Genomic DNA, 24,740 nt, shown 5'->3' with positions numbered 1-24,740 from the left:
TGGGACATCGGTCATGCGTCGCCGATCAGCGGCGTGACTCCCATAGCGAACATCCGGGCAAGTTTAACGGTGCCACGCCGCTGACGACGGCAGACCCGCTGTCCTAATGTGACTGCCATGAGCTGGAAGCAGCGGTGGTCATTGGTCCGGATGGCGCTCGGGATGAGAAAGTTCGTCCAGACCGGGCAGTGGGGTGACGGCCGTGAGGCCGCCGCCGCGGCCTACGTGGAAGCCAACGCCCGCCGCGGCGACATCGATCATGTCCTCGCGACCATCGACACGTTCGCCCGGGAACAGTCGATGTTGGTCAACGTCGGCGACGAAAAAGGCCAACTCCTCGAGTCCGCGCTCATCCGTGCCAACCCGACGCGCATCCTCGAACTGGGCACCTACTGCGGCTACAGCGCCCTGTTGATGGCCCGCACTGCGCCGGACGCACACGTCTTCACCGTCGAATTGTCTGCCGACAATGCGGAGATCGCCCGCCGCATCTGGACCCACGCCGGTGTCGCGGACCGGATCACCTGCGTCGTCGGCACCATCGGCGACGGCGGCGCGACGCTCGACCGCCTCGCCGGTTGTGGATTCGGGCCGGGCAACCTCGATTTCGTGTTCATCGACCACGACAAGGCGGCCTACCTCAAGGATCTGGAGTCGATCCTGGCGCGGGGTTGGCTGCACCGCGGTGCTGTCGTCGTGGCGGACAACGTCAAGGTGCCCGGCGCTCCCGCGTACCGCGCGTACATGCGGGACCAGGAGGGCAGGCTCTGGCGCACCCGGGAACACCCCACCCACGTCGAGTACCAGAAGACGCTGCCCGACCTGGTGCTCGAATCGGACTACTTGGGCTGACCGTCGTCCGCTGCCTTGACCGGGCGTTGCCACGGCCACGAGCCGGTCATCTCGACCTGCAGCGAGAAACTCAGGAACGTTCGGATCGCGACGATGCCGGCCAGCACCGCAACGCTCTGTGCGGTCGGCGTGACGGCCACCGTGCGGATGATGTCGGCGGCGACGAGAAATTCGAGGCCCAGCAGGATCGAGCGGCCCAGCTGCCGCCGGAACGCGTCATAGGCGCCGCCCTCGCCGCGGATCCGGCCGACCGTCGCGGCCAGCGCGAGCACCGCACCACCGACGATCACCGCCACACCGACGGCGTCGATCACCTTGCCGGTCGTCTCGATGACGTCGTAGAAGGCCATGACCGGATGCTAGCCCCGGCCGATCGTCATCCTCACCTGGCGCGCGGGTGCGCCCCGGCCCACACTTCGCGCAGTGCGCTGACCGTCACGAGCGTGTAGATCTGCGTCGTGGTGACCGACGCGTGGCCGAGCAGTTCCTGCACGACGCGTACGTCCGCGCCGCCTTCGAGCAGGTGCGTGGCGAACGAGTGGCGCAGCGTGTGCGGCGAGACCGCGGCCGTGATACCGGCCCGCTCGGCGGCATCCTGCAGCACCTGCCACGCACTCTGCCGCGACAACCGGCCGCCGCGCGCGTTGAGGAAGATGGCGGGCGTGCCCTTGCCGCGGCGCGCCAGCTCGGGCCGGCCCCGCACCAGGTAGGCGTCCAGCGCCGTGACGGCGGGCCGGCCGATGGGTACCAGCCGCTGCTTGCCGCCCTTGCCGTGCAGCATCACCGACCGGGACTCGGTGTCGACGTCGTCGCGATCGAGGCCGACGGCCTCGGAGATGCGGGCCCCGGTCGAATACAGCAGCTCCAGCAGCGCCCGGTTGCGCAATGTCAGTGGATTGTCGGCGTCGCTGTCGCCGCCCGCGCCGTCCAGCAGCGCGATGACGTCGTCGTAGCTGAGGCTCTTGGGCAGCCGCCGGCCCGGCGTCGGCGGCTTCACGCCACGCGCGACGTCGATGTCGGCGAGCCCTTCGGCGGCGGCGAACTTGTGCAGCCCGCGCACCGCGATGACGGCCCGCGCCGCCGAGACCGAGGACAAGGCGGCGACGCCGTTCTCCGGATCGCCCTGCCGCAGCGCGACGAGGAATTCGCTGACGTCGGTTTCGGTGACGGCACCGAGGTCGTCGATACCGCGGCCGGCCAGGTGGGCGGTGTACCGGCGGATGTCACGCCGGTAGGAACTCAGCGTGTTGGCCGCGACGCCCCGCTCGATGCTGAGGTGGTTCAGGTAGCCCTGGACCTGCACCTCCAGCCGTGAGCGGACCCCCGCCGGAGCCGGCGTCATCAGCCTTGTTCCCGCCGGCTGCGGAATGCGGTCGGGCGGTCGATCCAGGGCGCGTCGGCCGCTCGCAACTCGGCCGGCCGGTGCGCGGCGGCCAGAATCCCGGCCACCGCAAGGGCATTGACGATCTCGCCGGTGAACACCATCTGCACGGCATCGCCCAGCGGCACCCGCTTGACCACCAGGTCGGCTTCTTCGTCGTGCGCATGCGGCCGGCCGATCTCGGTCAGCCCGGTGGCCAGGAAGATCCGTACGCTCTCGTCGCTGAATCCGGGCGTCGAGTCGACGTCGATCAGGGTCTGCCAGTGCGCGGCGGCCAGGCCGGTTTCCTCTTCGAGTTCCCGCGCCGCGGTTACGTGCGCGGGCTCGTCGCCCATGTCCAGCAGCCCGGCGGGCAGCTCCCACAGCCGCCGCCCGATCGGGTGCCGGTATTGGTACACCAGTACCAGGTTGCCGTCTTCATCGAGCGCGACGACCGCGACCGCCCCGTAGTGCTCGACCACCTCACGGCGCGCCGAGCCACCACCGGGCATCGCGACCTCGTCGGCCCGCAACGCGAAAATCTTTCCTACATAGACGGTTTCGCTCGACAGCGTGGCGAAATCGTGGTCAGCCACGGGATTCTTGCAGCTGCTCGGCATCCTCGTCCGAACCCTCCGCATGCGATCCGGCGCCGTGCACCTCGGAGTCGATCTCCTCGAGCGGCAGGCGTTCGGCGGCCTTGTAGTCCAGCGCCGCCCCGATGAACGACGCGAACAGCGGGTGCGGACGCGTCGGGCGGCTCTTGAGCTCCGGGTGCGCCTGCGTGCCGACCAGGAACGGGTGCAGATCGGCGTCGTACTCGACGAACTCGACCAGCTGACCGTCCGGCGAGGTGCCGGAGAACTTCAGCCCGCTCTCCGAGATGCGGTCACGGTAGGCGTTGTTCACTTCGTAGCGGTGCCGGTGGCGTTCCGAGACCTCGGTCGCGTCGTAGGCCTTGGCCACGATCGAATCCGCCTGCAGCACCGCCGGATACGCGCCGAGGCGCATGGTGCCGCCGAGGTCGGCCTCGCCGGCCACGGCGTCGAGCTGGTCGGCCATGGTGGCGATCACCGGGTCGGGCGTGTGCTCGTCGAACTCCGCCGAGTTGGCGCCGCTGATGCCGACGGACCGGGCGGCCTCGATGACGATGCACTGCAACCCGAGGCACAGGCCCAGCAGCGGCAGCCGCTGACGGCGGGCGTAGCTGATGGCGCCGAGCTTGCCCTCGATACCGCGGATGCCGAAGCCACCCGGGATCAGCACGCCGTGCACGTCGCCGAGCGCGGCGGCCGCACCCTGCTCGGTCTCGCAGTCATCCGAGGCGACCCAGCGGATCTCGACCTTCGAGTGGTGGGCGAACCCGCCGGCACGCAGCGCCTCGGCCACCGACAGGTAGGCGTCGGACAGGTCGATGTACTTGCCCACCAAGGCGATACGCACCGTCTCCTTGGGCTCGTGCACGCGGCGCAGCAGGTCGTCCCACTCCGACCAGTCCACGTCGCGGAACGGCAGGTTCAGCCGGCGCACCACGTAGGCGTCGAGCTCCTCGCGGTGCAGCACCTTGGGGATGTCGTAGATCGACGGGGCGTCGGGCGTCGAGATGACGCCGTCGATGTCGACGTCGCACATCAGCGCGATCTTGTTCTTCAGCGGCTCCGGCACGTCGCGGTCGCAGCGCAGGATCAGCGCGTCGGGGGTGATACCGATGCTGCGCAGCGCGGCCACCGAGTGCTGCGTCGGCTTGGTCTTCAGCTCGCCCGACGGCGCCAGGTACGGCACCAGTGACACGTGCAGGAAGAAGACGTTCTCCCGGCCGACGTCGTGGCGAACCTGGCGGGCCGCCTCCAGGAACGGCTGCGACTCGATATCGCCTACGGTGCCGCCGATTTCGGTGATGACCACGTCGGGGCGCTTGCCCTTGGCGTCGGGCAGCGCCATCTCGAGGATGCGGCTCTTGATCTCGTCGGTGATGTGCGGAATCACCTGGACGGTGTCGCCGAGGTAGTCACCGCGACGCTCCTTTGCGATGACCTCCGAGTACACCTGACCGGTGGTGACGTTGGCCGAGCGCGACAGGTTGCGGTCCAGGAAGCGCTCGTAGTGGCCGATGTCGAGGTCGGTCTCGGCGCCGTCCTCGGTGACGAAGACCTCGCCGTGCTGGAACGGGTTCATGGTGCCGGGATCGACGTTGAGGTACGGGTCCAGCTTCTGCATCGTCACGTGCAGACCACGCGCGGTGAGCAATTGGCCGAGACTGCTGGCGGTCAGACCTTTACCGAGCGAGGAAGCGACCCCGCCGCTGACAAAAATGTGCTTCGTCGCGGCCTGTGGGTGCCTGCGTAGCGATGCCAAGAACGACCTCCGTGGTGATGGGGCAACGTAGCGGTTGAGCTACCTGGGGCCTGCCGACCCACGGAATTTCACCCTATCACCGACCGGCCCGAGCTGGGACTGACGCGCCGGTGACGGTCGCCACGGCTCGCTTTACTGCAGGACCGTCACCGAGCTGGCGCCGCGACCGATCCCGAGTTGCGCCGGATGACCGCCGGCGATGAGTTGCTGCAGCGCCAGGACGGCGGTGATCCGGCCGGCCTGGCTGTTGATGTCGTCGACGGTGCCGACCGCACCGGACAGCCCGGCATCGGAGCGCACGACGGCGACGGCCGCGGTGCCGGACGCGCAGCCGTCCCGGCCCGCCACCACCGTGCCCGCGCCGTGCGGCGCCAGGCCCGAGGCCAGGCGGGCCACCGTGGCCCCACGGTTGCCGGCGTCGTCACCCAGGGCGCCGCCGGTGACGATCAGCGCGCTGTCGGCGACCCCGATGCGCTGAGAGCCATATGTGATGAACCCGGTGTCGCGCAGCGTCGCGAGCACGGTGTCGCGCTGCATGTCGTCGACGGGCAGGACCGCGGGGTTACGGTCCCGCAGCAGCGTGATGCCCAGCAGATCACCGGCCTGCGAGCCCTGGTCGACGGTCCGGGTGCTGAGCTGACGTCCGGCCGGCACGATCGGTGAGTTCACCACCGACAGCAGCTTCTCCGAGGCGTTGGCGTCCACGAACTGCTGCGTGAGCGCGATGGTCCCGGTCACCGAACCCCCTGCGGCCGCAATCAGTTTCGCGGCCGCGTCGACGTCGTCGGTGGCGGCGTCCGGGGTGCGGAACACCACGACCGATTTGCCCGCCAGCGCGTCGTGCACCATGCGCGGCGACATCTGGGCATCGAACTCGCCTGCCGCACTGAGTTTCTGGTTCAGCGCGTTCTTCTCGTCGGTGAGGCCGTTGATCTGGTTCTGCAACTCGTGTTTGTCGTCACGCAGTCCGGACAGCAGCGTGTTGGACAACAGACCGGAACCGAGCATCACCCCGATGGCCAGCGCCAGGAACACCGCGGCCAGTGAGATCGCATGCGAGCGTAGGGAGATCATCGTCCGGAGCTAGCTCACCAGACCCTGGGCCCACAGCAGGAAGCGGTTCCAGTAGTCGGTCACCAGGTGCAGGACGGTGGCGTCGGCGCGCGCGACGTACAGCGCGACGATGACGGCGACCAGCATCGCCAGCACCAGCAGCGCGATGGCGCCGCCGGAAACCCGGCTACGGTACAGCGTCGCAACGGCTTTCGCGTCCACCAGCTTCTCCCCCACCTTCAGGCGGGTGAGGAACGTCGACGGGGTGCTGGACTGCCGCGTGCGGTCGAAGAACTCTTCGATGTTGGCGCGGTGGCCGGCGGTGACGATCAGCGCGGCACCATGGTGGTCGACGAGGAGCAGCGCCAGATCGGCGGCCGAACCGGCGGCCGGGAAGGTCATGGCCCCGACGCCCAGATCCTGGATGCGCTCAAGGCCTTTGGCGTGGCCGTCGGCGTCGGCCGGAAGCACCACCTGGGCGCCCGACCGCAGCACGTCGGCGCTCATGTCCTCGGGATCGCCGACGATCAGCGCGGGCCGGTAGCCCGCCTTGCGCAGCGTGTCCGCGCCGGCGCCGACACCGACGAGCACCGGCTGGTACTCCTTGATGAACGGCTTGATGGCCTTCAGGTCGCCCTCGGCGCTCGGGTCGTCGGTCACCACCACGACGTGCCGGCGGTTCACGTCGACGTCGATGTCGGGGATGCCCATACCGTCGATCAGCAACGGGCTCTCACTGCGGATGAACTCGATGGTGTTGCCGGCGAAGGCCTCCAGATGCGCCACGAGGCCGCTCTTGGCCTCGTGCATCATCTCGTGGATCTGCTCGTCGTTACGCTCGTTGCCGAGGACCAGGCGGCGGTCTCCGTTGTAGATGCCGCCGTTGTGCAGCCGCACCTTGGCGCCGTCCTTGACCTTCTTGAAGACCTCGGGCCCGGTCTCGTCGATCAACGTAACCCCGTTGGCGACAAGCACTTCCGGCCCGAGGTTCGGATAGCGGCCGGAGATCGACGACGATGCGTTGACGACTGCGGCGACCTCGGCCTCCACCAGCGCGTCGGCGGTGATGCGGTCGAGGTCGAGTGCATCGAGGATGACGATGTCCCCCGGACCGACGCGTCGCAGCAGTCGGTCGATGTCACGGTCAACGCGGGCGGTTCCAGTCACGCCCGGCTTGGGTCCGGCATTTCGGGTGAGCAGCGCTGCCATCTTCATGCGTCGATTCTGTCGATGAACCCTCAAGTAGAGGTGGAGGCGCGCCGTAACAACAGCCTCAGAAGTTTTCTTTTGTCACATCCGTAACAGCCGAATGGTCTCAATCTCGCTTCGCCGCATAGTGCCGAGCCGCCTTGGCGCGGTTGCCGCACGTGGTCATCGAGTGCCAACGCCGCGTGCCGTTCTTCGACGTGTCGTAGAACCACAGGACGCAATGCGGATGCGCGCACTGCTTGATGCGGCCGGCCGATTCGGCCAGCAGCTGCAGGAGGTTGTCGGCGGCGAGCCAGCCGGGGAGCCATTCGGATCGCGACACATCCACGTCATCCTGCGGCCCCGAGTCGGCGAGCGACCGCCGGATACGCCCGTGGCCCAGGACCGCGTTCAAGTCGTCGGCCGAGCCGTCGGCGACCACCTGCAGGATCGCCTCCCGCGCCCGCACCAGCGCCGCACGGGTCTTTTCGTCGGCTGTGCAACGGTCATCGAGATCATTGGCCACCAGCCAGCATCGGAGTCCTGCCACGTCGATCAGGAGATCCTGCGGCCCCTCCGCTGACATCCACCGGGTGTTCAGCAGGTCCAGCGCCAGAGGTTCGCCGACGTGCGGGCGCGGATCACGCATAGCTGAGATTAACCGCCTCTCCTGCATCGACAGCCTCCCGATAGTCCACTAACCGTCTATTTTAATTTTAGTGGTTGACACGTTGCGACTCCGATTCTAACCTTCAAATGTCAGATAAACAGTTACACCGGAGGAATCGATGACCACTGCCATCACACCCAAGCTCGCGCCCGGCCACGTCGGGCTCAACGTCACCGACCTGTCGCGATCCGTCGACTTCTACCGGCGCGCTCTGGGTTTCGAACAACTGGGTATCAGCGACGACGGCGACCACCGCTTCGCCTTCCTGGGTTCCGAAGGCACCCTGCGGCTGACCCTGTGGCAGCAGAGCGACGGCGCGTTCTCCACCCGAAGCCCGGGCCTGCACCACCTGTCCTTCCAGGTCGACACCATCGAGCAGGTCCAGACCGTGGAGGCCGCGCTCAAAGAGCTGGGCGTGACGTTCGCGCACGACGGCGTGGTGGCGCACGGAGAGGGCGCGGCCTCGGGCGGCATCTTCTTCACCGATCCCGACGGCATCCGGCTCGAGATCTACGCGCCGGGCGGCGCCGAGAGCGCGCCGGCACCGAGCGGCGCCGCCCCCACCTGCGGATTCTTCTGAGTCGCGCCGTGACTGCCTACCACGCCGGTGAACTGGAAGTGCAGCGGCGCATGGGCCAGGCGGAGATCGCTGTCCGCGTCGGCCGGATGATCCGTACGGAGATTCCGGCCGCCGCGGCGGCCTTCCTGGCCGAACAGCCGATGGTCGTGCTCGCCGCGACCGACGACGCGGGCCGGGTGTGGGCCAGCCTGGTCACCGGTCCGGCCGGGTTCATGCACGCCGACGCAGACGGGACCATCGCGGTCGGCGCTCTACCGGTACCGGGTGACCCGCTCCACGAGGTTCTCCGCAGGCCGGATGAACAGGTCGGCATGATCGCAATCGAACCGCAGACCCGCCGCCGGATGCGGGTGAATGGGCAGGCCCGACCCACCGCAGACGGCCTGCGCATCCATCCCGACCAGGTGTACTCGAACTGCCCGAAGTACATCTCGCGCCGGCACATAGCGGGTGTCGCCGAGGCGACGCACCGCCCGACTGTCCGCCACGCCGAGGTCCTCGACGAGCGCCTGCAGCAGATCGTCGGCCGCACCGACACCTTCTTCATCGGATCGGCCGATCCTGACGGAAACGCCGACGCGTCGCACCGCGGCGGCAATCCCGGGTTCCTGCAGGTGCTTTCGCCGAACCGGCTGCGGTGGCCGGACTACCGCGGCAACTCGATGTTCATGACGCTGGGCAACATCAGCGCCAATCCTCGCTGTGGACTGCTGATCCCGGACTGGCAGACCGGGAACACCCTGCAGCTGACGGGCACCGCGGAGATCATCTGGGACGACGGCCCGCAATGTTCGGTGGAGTTCACGGTCGACGAAGTGGTCGAGCTGAGCGACGTCAGTCCGCTGCGGTGGGGTCAGGCAGAGCTCTCGCCCGCCAACCCCGCCTGACGTCTACGGCGCGGCGTGCTCCTGCTGCGCCGCCTCGAGCAGCTCGCGGGCATGCGCGCGACCACTGTCGGTGTCGCCGAGTCCGGCCAACATGCGGGCCAGCTCGGCGACCCGGTCGTCGTCCTCGAGGCGGACCACGCGGCTCGACTTCGGGCCGCTCTCCACCACCAGGTGCACGTCGCCGTACGCCGCGACCTGCGGTAGGTGCGTCACGACAATGACCTGGTGGGTGCGGGCCAGCCGGGCCAGGCGCTTGCCGATCTGCACGGCGGCGCGGCCACCGACACCGGCGTCGACCTCGTCGAACACCATGGTGGTGCCCTCGGCGGACGCCGACAACACGACTTCGAGCGCCAGCATCACGCGCGACAACTCACCACCGGACGCGCTCTTGGCCAGCGGCAGCACGTCCGAACCGCTGTGCGGCGTGAAACCGAACTCGACGGCGTCGACGCCATCGTGGCCGGCGTGCACGGCGGTGCCGTCGGGCAGCGTCAGCGGTGCGCTGTCGTCGGCGCGTGCCTCCAGCGGCGACACCGTGATGCTGAATCCGGCGCCACCCATCGCCAGGCCGGCGAGCTCGGCGGTGACGGCCTTCGCCAGCGACTTCGATGCCTTGGTGCGGGCCTTGGTGACCTCGGCGGCAGCCAGCACGACCTTGTCGTGCCGTTCGTCGACCTGCTTCTGCAGTTCAGCCAGGGCCTCTTCGGAGACGTCGAGCTGGGACAGCCGCTGCCGGGCGTCGGCGGCCCACTGCAGTACCCCGTCTATATCGGCGGCGTACTTGCGCGTGAGGTTGCGCAGCTCTGCCTGGCGCGCCAGCTTGGATTCCAAAGTGCTTGCGTCGCTGGGCAACTCGGAAAGGTAGTCGCCGAGTTCGCCGGACACATCACCGATCACCGCGAGTGCCTCACCCAGCCGGTCGCCCAGGGCGCGCAGCACGGAGTCATCCGTCGCCGACAACACAGACTTGGCCTGCGCCGCAGCATCGAGTGCCGAGGCCGCGTCGTCCGACGGACCGTCGCCGAGTTCCCCCGACAGCGCGGCGCGTGCGGTCTGGGCCGCGTCCCGCAGCGCGTCCAATTCGGACAGCCGGCGGATATCGGCCACCAATGCGTCGTCCTCGCCGGCTTCCGGCGCGACCGCGTCGATCTCTCCCAGACCGAACTGCAGCCGGTCGGCCTCCATGGCGAGATCCCGCGCACGGTTGCGCCGGTCGATCAAATCCCTTCGGGCGGTGAGCCATTCGTCCCGCAGCTTGCGGTACTTGGCCAGCAGCCCCGTCACGTCGACGTAGCGGTCCAGTGCGCCGCGCTGCTCGTCGGGGCGCATGAGACGCAGCTGGTCGTTCTGTCCGTGCAGGGCCAGCAGTTCGGTGGTGAACGTCGCAAGCGACTTCGCCGGCACACTGCGCCCACCCAGGTACGCACGCGACGGCCCGTCCTTGCTCACCGACCGCGCGGCGATGACGCTGCCGTCGTCGTCGCGGTCCGCGCCGGAGGCCTCCAGAATCCCGTCGACGCGCTCGGACACCCCGTCACCGAGTTCGGTTGTGGTGAAACGGCCTTCGACGACGGCGCGGGCCGAACCCGACCGCACCCGGCTGGGATCGGCGCGGGCGCCACCCAGCAGGTGCAGGCTGGTGACCACCATGGTCTTACCGGTGCCGGTCTCCCCGGTCAGCACAGTCAGACCACGGCCGAATTCGGCAGTGGCCGCACTGATGGCGCCCAGCGCCTCGATGCGAATCTCGGTCAGCATTACTGGCCGCGCCACCCTTTCACCGGCAACCGGAACTTGCGCACCAAACGATCAGAGAACGGGGCGCTGTCGAGACGAACCCATTTCAGCGAGGTGTCACACCGGGTGACCTCCAGCCGGCCGCCCGCCGGGACCACCATCTGGCGACGGCCGTCGCAGAACACCATGGCGTCATTGTTGCCTGCTTCGACCTCGATCGCGATCGATGCGTCGGGGCTGGTCACCATGGGGCGGGCGAACAGGGCGTGAGCGTTGTTGGGTACCACCAGGATTGCTTCCAGGTCCGGCCACAGAATCGGGCCACCCGCCGAGAAGGCATACGCCGTCGAGCCGGTCGGGGCCGAAACCAGTACCCCGTCGCAGCCGAACGCCGATACCGGGCGGCCGTCGACCTCAAGGACCACGTTCAGCACGCCGAACCGGCTGGTCTTCTCCAGGCTGGCTTCGTTGAGCGCCCAGCCACGCTGCACGATCTCGCCGTCGACGCGCACCCCGATGTCGAGCGTCATCCGCTCTTCGACCCGGTAGTCCTTGTTGATGATGCGCTCGAGCACGTGATCGATGGCCTCGGCCTCGGCTTCCGCCAGGAACCCGATGTGTCCGAGGTTCACTCCGACCACCGGGATCTCGGCATTGCGGGCCAATTCGGCGGCCCGCAGGAAGGTGCCGTCGCCGCCGAGCACCAGGACCAGCTCACAGCCCTCGGCCGCGTGGCTGTCCGGGTCGACGACCGTGATGTCGACACCCATTTCCCGCATGTGGTCCGGTGCCAGGTGTAGCGCACCGCGGTCGACGGCCTCGGCCGCGAGCACGCGTAAACCGATTCCGTTGTCGCCCAGCACTTTTTCGACCCGGGTTGCGGTTTCGGTGGCTTCGTCGCGGCCGGTGTGGATCACCAGCAGGACGGTGCGTTCGCGCGTCACTGCGGCCCCTCGGCAACCGCGCGGCCGACGGCTGCGACCAGGGCGTCGTCCTTCAGCGGCTGATCAGTGGTGGTCCGCAGTCGCAGGAAGTACTCGACGTTGCCGGACGGGCCGGGCAATGGGCTGGCCGTGACGTCCACCGCATGCCAGCCGAGTTCGGCGGCCCGCCGCGCGACGGTCAACACCGCGTCGGCACGCAATTCCGGGTCGGACACCACACCACCGGCCCCGACCCGGTCCTTGCCCACCTCGAACTGCGGCTTCACCATGGGAACGATATCGGCTAGGTCCGACGCACATGCGGTCAGTGCCGGTAGGACGGTGGCCAGCGAGATGAAGGACAGATCGGCCACCACCAAGTCGACCGGACCGCCGATGGCCTCGGCCGTCAGCTCCCGCACGTTCGTCCGCTCCATCACGATGACCCGATCGTCGGACCGCAACGACCAGGCCAGCTGCCCGTAACCGACATCGGCCGCGACGATCTCGCGTGCTCCGCGGTCGAGCAGCACTTCGGTGAATCCACCGGTGGACGCACCGGCGTCCAGGCAACGCCGTCCCTCGGGTGACACGCCGAACGCATCGAGGGCACCGATCAGTTTGTGGGCACCACGGGACACCCAGCTGCGTTCGGTGGATTCGGCGACCAGGAGATTGGCCGCGGGTGTGACGGCCGTCGATGCCTTCGATGCCCGCATGCCGTCGATCGTCACGCGGCCGGCCTCGATCAGTTCGGCAGCTTGTTGACGAGACCGGGCAAGCCCCCGCCGGACGAGTTCGGCATCAACACGTGCGCGTCGCGTCACGTGCTCTTCACCCCTTCTCGACCGATTCCAGGGCCCGGACCAGCAGATTGTGGGCGTGGTCCAAACCCGCCGCGACAGCCTCGAGGTCCGGCGTCTCATCACCCTCACCGGACAGATCCGGCAGATGGGACAGCAGGACCGCGATATCTTCGCGGATCTGGTCAGGATCGGTACTCATAGCGATGTTCACGCTAGCGGATCGGTGCCGTCGAGCAGCGACCACCGATCCAATGCGGCACGTGCCGTGTCGTCCCCCGCGGTGATCCGCACGCGGCCGGAGACGGCACCCGCCCACACGGCGCCGGCCGTCGCGCGGACCACCGACAACTCGTCGCCGACGGATTCGCCGGTGGCGTGCACGGTGACATCGTTGCCCGACATCTCGACCCGCCACCCGGGATGCGGCCCGACACGCAAGGCATCCGAGGACACAGCCAACGAGCGCAGATCGGGCGCCAGGAAGTCAGGGCGCTCGGCAGGGATGGCATGCACCATGTCGGCTGCGCTGTTCACGCCGGTCAGCACCATCAGGCTGGGCAGGCCGGCGGCGTTGGCCCCCGCGATGTCGGTGTCGAGCCGGTCCCCGACGACCAACGGGGCCTCGTACCGGCCGCGGGCCAGAGCGTCGTTCATCAACGTCGGCTGCGGCTTGCCGGCGACCTGCGGCACCTGTTCGGTGGCGGTCTGCAGTGCGGCGACCATCGAGCCGTTCCCCGGCAGCAGTCCCCGCTCCGACGGCAGCGTCTTGTCGCTGTTCGCCGCCACCCAGAGGCCACCGGCCCGGATGGTCAGCGCGGCTTCGGCGAGGTCGGCCCAACCGGTCTGGGGCGAATGGCCCTGGACCACCGCGACCGGGTCGTCGCTGAACTGCCGCACGGGCTCCAGACCGACATTGGTGACCTCGGCAGCCAGCGCTTCGGTTCCGATGACCAGCACCTTGGCGCCGGCGGGTAGTTGCAGCGCCAACAGATGCGCCGCGCTCTGGGCACTCGTCACCACGTCATCCGCGTGCGCGGAGAAACCGAGCGCATCGAGATGGTCGGCCACCTCGGCCGGGGTTCGAGACGCATTGTTGGTCACGTAGAGCTTGCGGGACGTGATCGCGGCAAGGGCATCGACAGCACCTTCGGTGGCCTCATGACCACGGAAGACGGTGCCGTCGAGATCCAGGAGCAGACAGTCGTGCAGCTGAGCCAGCGTCGCCACGTCAGCCCAATTCGGCGACGCGGTCCTCGGCGTCCGTGACGCCTTCCAGGTCCGCGGCCGCCGCGTGCAGGAACCACTGGAGTGCGTCGTTCTTGCGGTCGAGGGCCAGCAGTGTCTCGGCATACACGTAGAACAGGCGAGCCGCGGTCTGGCCCGTCCGAGTGGAATCCAACGGTGGGTTCGACAGCAGCGCCAACGCCTGCGCCGGCTGGCCCAGGTCGCACCGCGCACCGGCCAGGACGATCTTGAGTTCGTCGGCGTCGTCACCGGTGAGCTGCTCGGCTTCAGGACTGCGGCCCAACTCGATGGCGCGCTCGGGGCGGCCGACACCCCGCTCGCAGTCGGCGATCAGGGCCAACAGCGGGGACTTGCTGCCCATCCGTCGGGCCGCACGCAACTCCGACAGGGCCTGCGCCCAGTCACCACAGTGATAGGCCGCGATACCGACAGCCTCACGGATCGCCGCGATCCGCGACGCCCGGTTCCGCGCGGCACGTGCATGCTCGAGAGCCGCTTCCGGATCTTCTTCCAGCAGGTCGCCGGCCATGACGAGGTGTTTGGCCACGTAGTCCGCGGTCGCCTTGTCGAGGGTCGTCAGTTCACGACGGACCTCGGGCGAAAGCTGCTTGGCTTCGACGTCGTCGGGCAGCCGGGGACCAGACGGGCGATCCGACGCTTCGTCACGGAACTGCGGCGGCCGGCCGTTCCGATCTGAACCGGGGCGTCGGGGGGCCTGCGTGCGGTCACGCTGAGGGCGCTGCCCCCGTCGTGCGTCGCCGTCGTCTCTGCGCGAGGGGCGACGATCGCCGCCCTGCCTGTTGTCGACCACTGGAACCTTTCCCTACGAAATCTCAGGTCAGAATACGGCCCGATCTGTCACCGGCCGAACTTTGCTCGCGAAACTCGCCCTCGGGGCACCGGCACCGAAGCAATCGGCTGCCGGCCCGGGGCACATTTCCGAGCCGAGAAATGGAAATTCCTCAAATAGAATCACCCCCCACATAAATGTGGGGGGTGATTCCTAATTTGTGTTCGGCGGTGTCCTACTTTTCCGCCCGTGCAGGGCAGTATCATCGGCGCTGGCAGGCTTAGCTTCCGGGTTCGGGATGGGACCGGGCGTTTCCCTGCCGCTGTTGCCGCCGTAACTCTATTTATTTAATCCTCTACCGGCCGTGACAATCCCCGGGAGGGGGGTTGTTTGGTGGTGGGGTGTGGTCTGTTCGACTCTGATTGTGGTGTGGTTGCGGGCACGTTGATGTGCAATGTTCTTGCTTACGCACTGGTTTTTTGGGTGTGTGTAAGTTTTCGGCCGGTTAGTGCCAGTTCCCTAAACTTATTGCTAAGTGTGCAGGTCTGGTCTATCGATCCCGTGGTCTGCGGGGGGCCTTATCCCTCTAAAAGGGTGAGAAACCTGGTCTTGGAAGAGGTTTCCCGCTTAGATGCTTTCAGCGGTTATCCTGTCCGAACGTAGCTATCCAGCGGTGCCCCTGGTGGGACAACTGGTAGACCAGAGGTTCGTCCGTCCCGGTCCTCTCGTACTAGGGACAGGTTTCCTCAAGTTTCTGACGCGCGCGGCGGATAGAGACCGAACTGTCTCACGACGTTCTAAACCCAGCTCGCGTGCCGCTTTAATGGGCGAACAGCCCAACCCTTGGGACCTGCTCCAGCCCCAGGATGCGACGAGCCGACATCGAGGTGCCAAACCATCCCGTCGATATGGACTCTTGGGGAAGATCAGCCTGTTATCCCCGGGGTACCTTTTATCCGTTGAGCGACACCCCTTCCACTCGGGGGTGCCGGATCACTAGTCCCGACTTTCGTCCCTGCTCGACTTGTAGGTCTCGCAGTCAAGCTCCCTTGTGCACTTACACTCAACACCTGATTGCCGTCCAGGTTGAGGGAACCTTTGGGCGCCTCCGTTACATTTTAGGAGGCAACCGCCCCAGTTAAACTACCCACCAGGCACTGTCCCTGGACCGGATAGACGGTCCGAGGTTAGAAGCCCAATACGATCAGAGTGGTATTTCAACAACGACTCCACACACACTGGCGTGTGCGCTTCACAGTCTCCCACCTATCCTACACAAACCGTACCGAACTCCAATACCAAGTTGTAGTGAAGGTCCCGGGGTCTTTTCGTCCTGCCGCGCGTAACGAGCATCTTTACTCGTAGTGCAATTTCGCCGAGTCTATGGTTGAGACAGTTGAGAAGTCGTTACGCCATTCGTGCAGGTCGGAACTTACCCGACAAGGAATTTCGCTACCTTAGGATGGTTATAGTTACCACCGCCGTTTACTGGGGCTTAAATTCTCCGCTTCACCCCCGAAGGAGTTAACAGGTCCTCTTAACCTTCCAGCACCGGGCAGGCGTCAGTCCGTATACATCGTCTTGCGACTTCGCACGGACCTGTGTTTTTAGTAAACAGTCGCTTCTCACTGGTTTGTGCCACCCCCTCCCGCTGCCGGCCGCAAGGGCCTTGACGGTATGGAGGTCCCCCTTCTCCCGAAGTTACGGGGGCATTTTGCCGAGTTCCTTAACCATAGTTAACTCGTACGCCTTAGTATTCTCTACCTGACCACCTGTGTTGGTTTGGGGTACGGGCCATGTGTGCACTCGCTAGAGGCTTTTCTTGGCAGCATAGGATCACCGAATTCGCCTCACTCGGCTATGCATCACCTCTCAGACATATGAACGACGGATTTGCCTATCGTTCGTCCTACAGGCTTACCCCGGTATTACCACTGACCGGTACGGCTACCTTCCTGCGTCACCCCATCGCTTGACTACTACCCACCAGGGTCCCACGCAGCCGGCAACACGTGATCCCCGAAAGGATCATCACGTGCCATTTGGATGGTTAGCACAATGGATTCATCACGGACGCACACACACGGGTACGGGAATATCAACCCGTTGTCCATCGACTACGCCTGTCGGCCTCGCCTTAGGTCCCGACTCACCCTGGGCGGACTGGCCTGCCCCAGGAACCCTTGGTCTTTCGGCGGGCAAGGTTCTCACTTGCCTATTCGCTACTCATGCCTGCATTCTCACTCCCACACCCTCCACAACTCGATCACTCGGCTGCTTCACCGGATGCAGGACGCTCCCCTACCCATCCTTGCGGATGCCGCGACTTCGGCGGTGTGCTTGAGCCCCGCTACATTATCGGCGCACAATCACTTGACCAGTGAGCTATTACGCACTCTTTCAAGGGTGGCTGCTTCTAAGCCAACCTCCTGGTTGTCTTCGCGACTGCACATCCTTTTCCACTTAGCACACGCTTAGGGGCCTTAGTCGGCGATCTGGGCTGTTTCCCTCTCGACGCACGGAGCTTATCCCCCGCCGTCTCACTGCCACGCTTTTGTCTTACCGGCATTCGGAGTTTGGCTGACGTCAGTAACCTGGTGAGGCCCATCGGCCATCCAGTAGCTCTACCTCCGGCAAGAAACACGCAACGCTGCACCTAAATGCATTTCGGGGAGAACCAGCTATCACGGAGTTTGATTGGCCTTTCACCCCTACCCACAGCTCATCCCCTCAGTCTTCAACCTAAGTGGGTTCGGGCCTCCACGCGGTCTTACCCGCGCTTCACCCTGGCCATGGGTAGATCACTCCGCTTCGGGTCCAGAACATGCCACTACACCCTTACGGGATACGCCCTATTCAGACTCGCTTTCGCTACGGCTACCCCCCACGGGTTAACCTCGCGACATGTCCCTGACTCGCAGGCTCATTCTTCAAAAGGCACGCCATCACCCCACCAAAGGAGGGCTCTGACGGATTGTAGGCACACGGTTTCAGGTACTATTTCACTCCCCTCCCGGGGTACTTTTCACCATTCCCTCACGGTACTAATCCGCTATCGGTCATCAGAAGGTATTTAGGCTTACCGAGTGGTCTCGGCAGATTCACAGCAGATTTCACGGGCCCGCTGCTACTCGGGAACACCATCAAGGCAGACATCGGGTTTTCACGTACGGGACTCTCACCCTCTACGGCAGGCCATCCCAAGCCACTTCCGTTAACCACGACATTTTCTTACTGCCCTCCAGAGGGATAGCCCTGGAAAGATAGGTCCCACAACCCCGCACACACAACCCCTACCCGGTATCACATGCATACGGTTTAGCCTCATCCGCTTTCGCTCGCCACTACTCACGGAATCACAATTGTTTTCTCTTCCTACGGGTACTGAGATGTTTCACTTCCCCGCGTTACCTCCCACACCCTATATATTCAAGCGTGGGTAACACGACATAACTCGTGCTGGGTTTCCCCATTCGGACATCCTCGGATCAACGCTCGGTTGGCAGCTCCCCGAGGCTTATCGCAGCCTCCTACGTCCTTCATCGGCCTCTGATGCCAAGGCATCCACCATGCGCCCTTAAACACTTACGCACAAAAACCAATTGATAAACAAGAATCAAAATTGCACATCAACACACACAGAAGGAAAAACCAACGACCCGAAAGCCGCCGGCAACCAATACTGCGCGCGTTAGATGCTCGCAACCACTATCCACGAATCAAACACCACACCCCACCACCAAAACCGGTGAGGCAACAACAACCCCCACCACCCCCAACGGAGCGGTGTCTCCCACCCCCACATGAGGAGGGGAGCGAACGGGCCTGTTGTCTCAGGACCCAACAGTGTGTCTGGCAATTCTTCACGACCAACGCTTTCCAGCCGGCCGCACGTTTGTCGTCATATGCACCCGCCGGACAAGCCCACTACAGGCGCCGGCGACAATCCCAACCACCAAGTCCCGCACTGTTGCGGGGATGGGGGAAACCCTGGATCAGGGCATGTAAATGGTGCTCCTTAGAAAGGAGGTGATCCAGCCGCACCTTCCGGTACGGCTACCTTGTTACGACTTCGTCCCAATCGCCGATCCCACCTTCGACGGCTCCCTCCACAAGGGTTAGGCCACCGGCTTCGGGTGTTACCGACTTTCATGACGTGACGGGCGGTGTGTACAAGGCCCGGGAACGTATTCACCGCAGCGTTGCTGATCTGCGATTACTAGCGACTCCGACTTCACGGGGTCGAGTTGCAGACCCCGATCCGAACTGAGACCGGCTTTGAAAGGATTCGCTCCACCTCACGGCATCGCAGCCCTTTGTACCGGCCATTGTAGCATGTGTGAAGCCCTGGACATAAGGGGCATGATGACTTGACGTCATCCCCACCTTCCTCCGAGTTGACCCCGGCAGTCTCCTACGAGTCCCCGGCATAACCCGCTGGCAACATAGGACAAGGGTTGCGCTCGTTGCGGGACTTAACCCAACATCTCACGACACGAGCTGACGACAGCCATGCACCACCTGCACACAGGCCACAAGGGAACCGACATCTCTGCCGGCGTCCTGTGCATGTCAAACCCAGGTAAGGTTCTTCGCGTTGCATCGAATTAATCCACATGCTCCGCCGCTTGTGCGGGCCCCCGTCAATTCCTTTGAGTTTTAGCCTTGCGGCCGTACTCCCCAGGCGGGGTACTTAATGCGTTAGCTACGGCACGGATCCCAAGGAAGGAACCCACACCTAGTACCCACCGTTTACGGCGTGGACTACCAGGGTATCTAATCCTGTTCGCTCCCCACGCTTTCGCTCCTCAGCGTCAGTTACTGCCCAGAGACCCGCCTTCGCCACCGGTGTTCCTCCTGATATCTGCGCATTCCACCGCTACACCAGGAATTCCAGTCTCCCCTGCAGTACTCTAGTCTGCCCGTATCGCCCGCACGCCCACAGTTAAGCTGTGAGTTTTCACGAACAACGCGACAAACCACCTACGAGCTCTTTACGCCCAGTAATTCCGGACAACGCTCGCACCCTACGTATTACCGCGGCTGCTGGCACGTAGTTGGCCGGTGCTTCTTCTATAGGTACCGTCACTCACGCTTCGTCCCTATTGAAAGAGGTTTACAACCCGAAGGCCGTCATCCCTCACGCGGCGTCGCTGCATCAGGCTTGCGCCCATTGTGCAATATTCCCCACTGCTGCCTCCCGTAGGAGTCTGGGCCGTATCTCAGTCCCAGTGTGGCCGGTCACCCTCTCAGGCCGGCTACCCGTCGTCGCCTTGGTAGGCCATTACCCCACCAACAAGCTGATAGGCCGCGGGCCCATCCCACACCGCAAAAGCTTTCCACCACACACCATGAAGCGCGTGGTCCTATTCGGTATTAGACCCAGTTTCCCAGGCTTATCCCAAAGTGCAGGGCAGATCACCCACGTGTTACTCACCCGTTCGCCACTCGAGTACCCCGAAGGGCCTTTCCGTTCGACTTGCATGTGTTAAGCACGCCGCCAGCGTTCGTCCTGAGCCAGGATCAAACTCTCCAAACAAAAACTCCCCATCCAAAGACAGAGCAGAATTTCAAGTTCAGAACAATCTGACCTAAACAAAAGACACCAAACAAACTGGCATCAAAAAACAACCACACCCCACAAACGGGAAAACACGAGGCATGGTCAAAAAACAACAAACAAAAACCACCAAACACACTATTGAGTTCTCAAACAACACGCCCGGCCTGACCGCGCAACAAACCCGCGGCTAAAAGCCGCGGTCCGTAGTGCGGGCAGTGAGGAACTCCCAACTTAATGGGTGTTACTCTCGGATTTGGTCTTCGCTCTCCGGCGCTTGTCCGTGTCGCTCTGACCTGGAATAAGTTACGGCAGGGCTAACAGCGAGTCAAATCGCCAGGTCAGCGGAACGTTTCCCCTGGTCAGAGGGGGCGTCACACCTGGCCGGAGCCGCCAACCCGCCGCACCCCTGCGATGTGGCGCTTGCCACGCCGCAACACCAGCCAGCGCTCACCGAGAAAGTCCGACTGCTGTGGTACCCACTCGTCGCTTTCCACTCGTGCGTTGTTCACGTAGACGCCGCCTTCGGCGACCGTCCGGCGCGCTTCCCCACGACTCTTCGACAGCCCCGTCGCAACCAACAGATCGGTGATCCCGTCCGGACCACCTGGTGCCAGCTCCGCGACCTGGCCATTACTGGCCTCGGTCAGCGCCGCCGACAGCGTCGACTCATCGAGATCCGCCAGCTCGGCGCGGCCGAACAGCGCCTGACTCGCCAGCTCGACGGCGTCGGTCGCCGCCTGACCGTGCACCAACGTGGTCAGCTCCCGAGCCAGCCGGCGCTGCGCAGCCCGCTCGTGCGGACGCTCCGCGGTAGCGATCGCGAGTTCACCGAGCTCGTCGGCGGACAGGAAGGTGAACCAGCGCAGGTAGCCCACGACATCGGCGTCGGCCGCGTTCACGAAGTACTGGTACCAGGCATATGGGCTGGTCAGCTCCGGATCGAGCCACAGATTGCCGCCGCCGGTCGACTTGCCGAACTTCTTTCCGTCGGCCGAGGTGACGAGCGGAACCGTCAGCGCATGTGCGGTCGCGCCCAGCTTCTGGCGCACCAGGCGGACGCCCGCGATGATGTTCCCCCACTGGTCAGAGCCGCCGACCTGCAGACTGCAGCCGTGCTTCTTGTACAGCTCGACGAAGTCGTTGGCCTGCAGGAGCATGTAGCTGAACTCGGTGTAGGAGATGCCGTCGCCTTCGAGGCGCCGCTTGATGGTGTCGCGGTCGAGCATGACGTTGACCGAGAAGTGTTTGCCCAGGTCACGCAGGAACTCGATGGCCGACATCGGCCCGGTCCAGGACAGGTTGTTCTCGACGATCGCACCGTTGCCGGAGTCGTTGAACTCGACGAAGCGCTCCAGCTGACCGCGAATACGTTCGGCCCAGTCGGCGACGGTGTCGGCGGTGTTCATCGTCCGCTCACCGTTGTCGCGGGGATCGCCGATCATGCCGGTGGCACCGCCGGCCAGCACGATGGGTCGGTGGCCGGCCTGCTGGAATCGCCGCAGCGTGAGCAGGGGAACCAGGTGTCCGGCGTGCAGGCTGGGTGCGGTCGGGTCGAAGCCGGCATAGAGCGTGAGCGGCCCATCCGTCGTCGCGGCGGCGAGCGCTTCGCGGTCGGTCGATTGCGCGATCAGGCCGCGCCAGTCCAGTTCATCGAGGATGCCAGTACTCACGACGTCGATCTTCCCCTATAGCAGGTCGGCCACCGCCATCAGTCGCTGTCGCCCAGTGCCGGCGCCCGGGGACTGCGCCGGTAGTTCGACACTTCAGGGGTACCCGGCAACCAGAACCGCCATGGGCGGTCGGCGGCCTGACTGACGCCCACTCGCGGCCCGGCGCTCGCCTCCTGCGGCGGATTAAGTTCGATCCGAACCGGTGATCGGCGATCCATCAGGTCAATGCCGTTGTCCGCCAAGGTGATTCCGAGCGCCTCGCACAGATTGCCCGGGCCCCGGGCGTACGCCGCGGGCGTGATGCCGGCCCGCCGCCGACTCGCGGCCACACCGTCACCACCGACGATGCGAGCCGCACGGAGCAGTACGGCACCGGCCACGCCATCAGTGCAACAAACCACGTTGGCGCACACATGGATTCCATGACTGCGGTAGGTGTACAAGTGCCCGGCCGGCCCGAACATCACCGAGCTCCGGGGCGTCGGCCCACGGAACGAGTGCGCAGCCGCGTCCGGCCAGGGTCCCGATGGTGGGCCGCCATAGGCCTCGACCTCGACCACGGTCGCGACGACGCCCCGGCCGTACAACGTGGCGCCGAGCAGCCGTCGAGCCGCGGTCACCGGATCGACGGCGAGTAGCTCGGCACTCATGGCCCGCCATTCTGCCCGGTCCGAGCCGGCCGTTGACACGTCGTCGCCATGAGCGGATTATTCATCCTATGATGAGTTCATCGGTTGGTGAATTAAATGGTCATGCCGCTGACGTGGCAATTCGGATCGAGAACCTGACCGTGGTCCGCGGTAAGCGGCGCGCCATCGACGACGTGTCCCTGCAGGTCCGGCGTGGCAGCATCACCGGCTTGCTCGGCCCCTCCGGCTGCGGCAAGACCACCCTGATGCGCGCCATCGTCGGTACACAGATCATCACGAACGGCACGGTCACCGTGCTCGGGAAACCCGGCGGATCGGCCGACCTGCGCCGCCGCGTCGGGTACGTGACGCAGGAGCCGACGGTCTACAACGATCTGCGCGTCATCGACAACGTGCGGTATTTCGCGGCGCTGACGGGCTCGTGCAAGACCGCGGCCGACGAGGCGATCACTGCCGTCGGCCTGGAGGATCACCGAACGGCGTTGTGCGGCAACATGTCCGGTGGGCAGCGGACGCGCGCCTCATTGGCCTGCGCATTGGTGTCCAAACCTGACCTGCTGGTGCTCGACGAACCGACGGTCGGCCTGGACCCGGTCCTGCGGGTCGACCTCTGGGACCAGTTCGACCGACTGGCCCGCGGCGGCACCACCCTGCTGGTGTCCAGCCATGTGATGGACGAGGCCGATCACTGCGGCGAACTGCTGCTGATGCGCGACGGCCGTCTGCTCGCACACACCACGCCCACCCAACTACGAGAGGACACCGGATGTTCGTCGCTGGAGGAAGCGTTCCTGACCGTCATCCGGCGCAGCACCGCGGCCAGAGCCGGCTGACGCTGCAGCCCTACCTGGCCACGACGGCCCGCATCCTGCGTCAGCTCGCCGCCGACCATCGCAGCATGGCGATGATCCTGGTGGTGCCGAGCGCCGTCATCACGTTGATGTACTTCATGTTCGACGATCTGCCGCACCGTCCCGGCACGCTGTCGCCGTTCAACAACGCCTGTCTGATCCTGCTCGGCGTCTTCCCGCTGATCGTCATGTTCCTGATCACCTCGATAACCATGCAGCGCGAACGGGTTTCGGGCACGTTGGAACGGATCCTGACCACTCCCCTGCGCCGATTGGATCTGCTGGCCGCCTACGGATCGGCATTCTCGGTGGCCGCGGCCGCCCAGGCGACGCTGGCCTGCCTGGTCTCGTTCTGGTTCCTCGGGTTCGACACCGCGGGCAGTCCCGCCCTGGTCTTCCTGATCGCGATCATCAACGCGGTGCTCGGCGTCGGACTGGGCCTGTTGTGCAGTGCGTTCGCGCGTACCGAGTTCCAGGCCGTGCAGTTCATGCCGGTGGTGATCGTGCCGCAACTGCTGTTGTGCGGCATCATCGTTCCCCGCGAAATGCTGCCCGACTGGTTACGGTGGATAAGTGACGCACTACCCGCGACCTACGCGCTCGAAGCTCTCCAGCAGGTGGCCGGCCACCCCGACATCACCGGCACCACAATGCGCGACATCGTGATCGTGATCGCGTTCGCGGTCGTCACCATGTGCCTGGCCGCCGCGACCCTGCGTCGTCGGACCCCATGACCACGACACAGCCGCGGCCGCGCCGCAAGCCGCCCGGTCGTCCCACCGGAACCTCGGACACCAAGGAGACGATCCTGTCGTGTGCGCGGGACCTGTTCGCCCGCAACGGTTTCAACAACACGTCGGTGCGGGCGATCGCCGCTGCCGCCGGCGTCGACGCGGCGCTGGTGCATCACTACTTCGGGACCAAGCAGCAGCTGTTCGCAGCGGCAGTGCACATTCCCATCGATCCGCAGATGGTGCTGGGCCCGTTACGGGAGACCCCCGTCGACGAACTCGGCCACACCCTGCCGTCGCTGTTGTTCCCGATCTGGGATTCGGAGCTCGGCGTGGGATTCATCGCGGCGTTGCGCTCGATGCTCGCGGGCGACGACGTCAACCTGATCCGGATTTTCCTGGAAGACGTGATCACCGCCGAAGTCGGTGCGCGGGTTGACAATCCGCCCGGCACGGGACGAACCCGCGTGCAGTTCGTCGCTTCCCAGCTGATGGGCGTCGTGATGGCCCGCTACATCCTGCAACTGGAGCCGTTCAGATCGCTTCCCGTGCAACAGATCGCGGAAACGATCGCGCCCAACCTCCAGCGCTACCTCACCGGCGACCTGCCGGCCCTGAGCTAACGCTGGGCAGCTGCGAGCAGTCGCTGATGCTCGGCGTCGTCGGTGACGTCGACCGCCTCGTCGATGAGCAGCACCGGTACCCCAGCGTCGATCCGGTACGCGCGGCGCAACCGCGGGTTGTACAGGCATTCGTCCCCGACCAGCAGCAACTCACCCCGGTCCTGCGGGCACACCAAAATCGCGCGCAGCGCTTCGTCGATCAC

Annotated in this window: 22 protein-coding genes and 3 rRNA genes; 6 read left to right on the top strand and 19 right to left on the bottom strand. The window is 65.3% G+C overall.

What is annotated here, in order from left to right:
• Positions 1-117: 117 nt before the first annotated feature.
• Positions 118-852: an O-methyltransferase gene (locus ACJEIK_RS12985; RefSeq protein ID WP_409431563.1), complete on the top strand. Its 735-nt coding sequence runs from the start codon at positions 118-120 to the stop codon at positions 850-852.
• Here ACJEIK_RS12985 and ACJEIK_RS12980 read toward each other — a convergent pair.
• The 7 genes from ACJEIK_RS12980 to ACJEIK_RS12950 form a co-directional block, all read right to left on the bottom strand.
• On the bottom strand, positions 840-1,202 hold the full coding sequence (locus ACJEIK_RS12980; RefSeq protein WP_061007169.1) for a DUF1622 domain-containing protein: 363 nt from the start codon (positions 1,200-1,202) through the stop codon (positions 840-842). The genes ACJEIK_RS12985 and ACJEIK_RS12980 overlap by 13 nt on opposite strands.
• A 32-nt stretch (positions 1,203-1,234) precedes the next feature.
• The gene (xerD, locus tag ACJEIK_RS12975; protein ID WP_061007168.1) at positions 1,235-2,194 is read right to left on the bottom strand and encodes a site-specific tyrosine recombinase XerD; all 960 of its coding nucleotides are present in this window, start codon (positions 2,192-2,194) and stop codon (positions 1,235-1,237) included.
• Entirely contained in the window at positions 2,194-2,808 is a 615-nt protein-coding gene (locus ACJEIK_RS12970) for an NUDIX domain-containing protein (RefSeq protein ID WP_409431562.1), read from the bottom strand. Before ACJEIK_RS12970 ends, xerD begins: the two co-directional genes overlap by 1 nt.
• Positions 2,801-4,567 (bottom strand): CTP synthase, encoded by a 1,767-nt coding sequence (locus ACJEIK_RS12965; RefSeq protein WP_064858832.1) that lies wholly within the window; start codon positions 4,565-4,567, stop codon positions 2,801-2,803. Before ACJEIK_RS12965 ends, ACJEIK_RS12970 begins: the two co-directional genes overlap by 8 nt.
• Before the next feature lie 132 nt (positions 4,568-4,699).
• The gene (locus ACJEIK_RS12960) at positions 4,700-5,641 is read right to left on the bottom strand and encodes a copper transporter (RefSeq protein ID WP_061007165.1); all 942 of its coding nucleotides are present in this window, start codon (positions 5,639-5,641) and stop codon (positions 4,700-4,702) included.
• Positions 5,642-5,650: 9 nt separating this feature from the next.
• Entirely contained in the window at positions 5,651-6,835 is a 1,185-nt protein-coding gene (gene steA, locus ACJEIK_RS12955; RefSeq protein WP_061007164.1) for a putative cytokinetic ring protein SteA, read from the bottom strand.
• Positions 6,836-6,935: 100 nt separating this feature from the next.
• Positions 6,936-7,457: a CGNR zinc finger domain-containing protein gene (locus ACJEIK_RS12950; RefSeq protein WP_135355894.1), complete on the bottom strand. Its 522-nt coding sequence runs from the start codon at positions 7,455-7,457 to the stop codon at positions 6,936-6,938.
• A gap of 139 nt (positions 7,458-7,596) precedes the next feature.
• Between ACJEIK_RS12950 and ACJEIK_RS12945 the strand changes: the two genes are divergently transcribed.
• Positions 7,597-8,058 carry a VOC family protein gene (locus tag ACJEIK_RS12945; protein WP_061007162.1) on the top strand — a complete coding sequence of 154 codons (462 nt, stop codon included), beginning with the start codon at positions 7,597-7,599 and terminating at the stop codon, positions 8,056-8,058.
• 50 nt (positions 8,059-8,108) lie between these two features.
• Positions 8,109-8,945, top strand: a complete 837-nt coding sequence (locus ACJEIK_RS12940; protein WP_064858867.1) for a pyridoxamine 5'-phosphate oxidase family protein — start codon at positions 8,109-8,111, stop codon at positions 8,943-8,945.
• A 3-nt stretch (positions 8,946-8,948) separates the two neighbouring features.
• Here the strand turns inward: ACJEIK_RS12940 and recN are convergent, their stop codons facing one another.
• The 11 genes from recN to ACJEIK_RS12885 form a co-directional block, all read right to left on the bottom strand.
• Positions 8,949-10,706, bottom strand: a complete 1,758-nt coding sequence (gene recN / locus ACJEIK_RS12935; protein ID WP_064858829.1) for a DNA repair protein RecN — start codon at positions 10,704-10,706, stop codon at positions 8,949-8,951.
• Positions 10,706-11,629 (bottom strand): NAD kinase, encoded by a 924-nt coding sequence (locus ACJEIK_RS12930; protein WP_061007160.1) that lies wholly within the window; start codon positions 11,627-11,629, stop codon positions 10,706-10,708. Before ACJEIK_RS12930 ends, recN begins: the two co-directional genes overlap by 1 nt.
• Positions 11,626-12,435 (bottom strand): TlyA family RNA methyltransferase, encoded by an 810-nt coding sequence (locus tag ACJEIK_RS12925; RefSeq protein ID WP_061007159.1) that lies wholly within the window; start codon positions 12,433-12,435, stop codon positions 11,626-11,628. The genes ACJEIK_RS12930 and ACJEIK_RS12925 overlap by 4 nt, the downstream gene beginning before the upstream one ends.
• A gap of 7 nt (positions 12,436-12,442) precedes the next feature.
• Positions 12,443-12,613, bottom strand: a complete 171-nt coding sequence (locus tag ACJEIK_RS12920) for a hypothetical protein (RefSeq protein ID WP_090562517.1) — start codon at positions 12,611-12,613, stop codon at positions 12,443-12,445.
• An 8-nt stretch (positions 12,614-12,621) separates the two neighbouring features.
• Positions 12,622-13,641 carry an HAD-IIA family hydrolase gene (locus ACJEIK_RS12915; RefSeq protein WP_409431561.1) on the bottom strand — a complete coding sequence of 340 codons (1,020 nt, stop codon included), beginning with the start codon at positions 13,639-13,641 and terminating at the stop codon, positions 12,622-12,624.
• Between the two features lies 1 nt (position 13,642).
• Complete coding sequence (locus ACJEIK_RS12910) at positions 13,643-14,470, bottom strand: tetratricopeptide repeat protein (RefSeq protein ID WP_082934674.1); 828 nt, start codon at positions 14,468-14,470, stop codon at positions 13,643-13,645.
• Between the two features lie 201 nt (positions 14,471-14,671).
• Positions 14,672-14,785 (bottom strand): 5S ribosomal RNA (gene rrf, locus ACJEIK_RS12905).
• A gap of 149 nt (positions 14,786-14,934) precedes the next feature.
• Positions 14,935-18,040: ribosomal RNA gene (locus ACJEIK_RS12900) — 23S ribosomal RNA — on the bottom strand.
• Between the two features lie 431 nt (positions 18,041-18,471).
• Positions 18,472-19,988, bottom strand: a 16S ribosomal RNA gene (locus ACJEIK_RS12895).
• The 16S, 23S and 5S rRNA genes sit together here, the layout of an rRNA operon.
• A 395-nt stretch (positions 19,989-20,383) precedes the next feature.
• The gene (gene tyrS, locus ACJEIK_RS12890) at positions 20,384-21,682 is read right to left on the bottom strand and encodes a tyrosine--tRNA ligase (protein ID WP_406784959.1); all 1,299 of its coding nucleotides are present in this window, start codon (positions 21,680-21,682) and stop codon (positions 20,384-20,386) included.
• A 38-nt stretch (positions 21,683-21,720) separates the two neighbouring features.
• Complete coding sequence (locus ACJEIK_RS12885) at positions 21,721-22,332, bottom strand: DNA-3-methyladenine glycosylase (protein ID WP_061007313.1); 612 nt, start codon at positions 22,330-22,332, stop codon at positions 21,721-21,723.
• A 68-nt stretch (positions 22,333-22,400) separates the two neighbouring features.
• Between ACJEIK_RS12885 and ACJEIK_RS12880 the strand changes: the two genes are divergently transcribed.
• Genes ACJEIK_RS12880 through ACJEIK_RS12870 form a run of 3 tightly spaced genes read left to right on the top strand, consistent with a single transcriptional unit; the run spans position 22,401 to position 24,537 of the window.
• Positions 22,401-23,165 carry an ABC transporter ATP-binding protein gene (locus tag ACJEIK_RS12880; protein ID WP_061007314.1) on the top strand — a complete coding sequence of 255 codons (765 nt, stop codon included), beginning with the start codon at positions 22,401-22,403 and terminating at the stop codon, positions 23,163-23,165.
• A complete protein-coding gene (locus ACJEIK_RS12875) occupies positions 23,099-23,917 on the top strand; it encodes an ABC transporter permease (RefSeq protein WP_166428180.1) in 819 nt (272 codons plus the stop codon). Before ACJEIK_RS12880 ends, ACJEIK_RS12875 begins: the two co-directional genes overlap by 67 nt.
• Positions 23,914-24,537, top strand: a complete 624-nt coding sequence (locus tag ACJEIK_RS12870; RefSeq protein ID WP_064860761.1) for a TetR family transcriptional regulator — start codon at positions 23,914-23,916, stop codon at positions 24,535-24,537. Before ACJEIK_RS12875 ends, ACJEIK_RS12870 begins: the two co-directional genes overlap by 4 nt.
• On the opposite strand, the gene ACJEIK_RS12865 is transcribed toward ACJEIK_RS12870, so the two are convergent.
• Complete coding sequence (locus tag ACJEIK_RS12865; protein WP_064860760.1) at positions 24,534-24,740, bottom strand: Trm112 family protein; 207 nt, start codon at positions 24,738-24,740, stop codon at positions 24,534-24,536. The two genes, ACJEIK_RS12870 and ACJEIK_RS12865, sit on opposite strands and share 4 nt — an antisense overlap.

Origin of the sequence: Mycobacterium sp. SMC-16, from assembly GCF_046250085.1 — a bacterium.
Lineage (GTDB): Bacteria > Actinomycetota > Actinomycetes > Mycobacteriales > Mycobacteriaceae > Mycobacterium > Mycobacterium phocaicum.
Note: the sequence above shows the minus strand (reverse complement) of the source record. Positions and strands in the feature narration are given on the sequence as shown.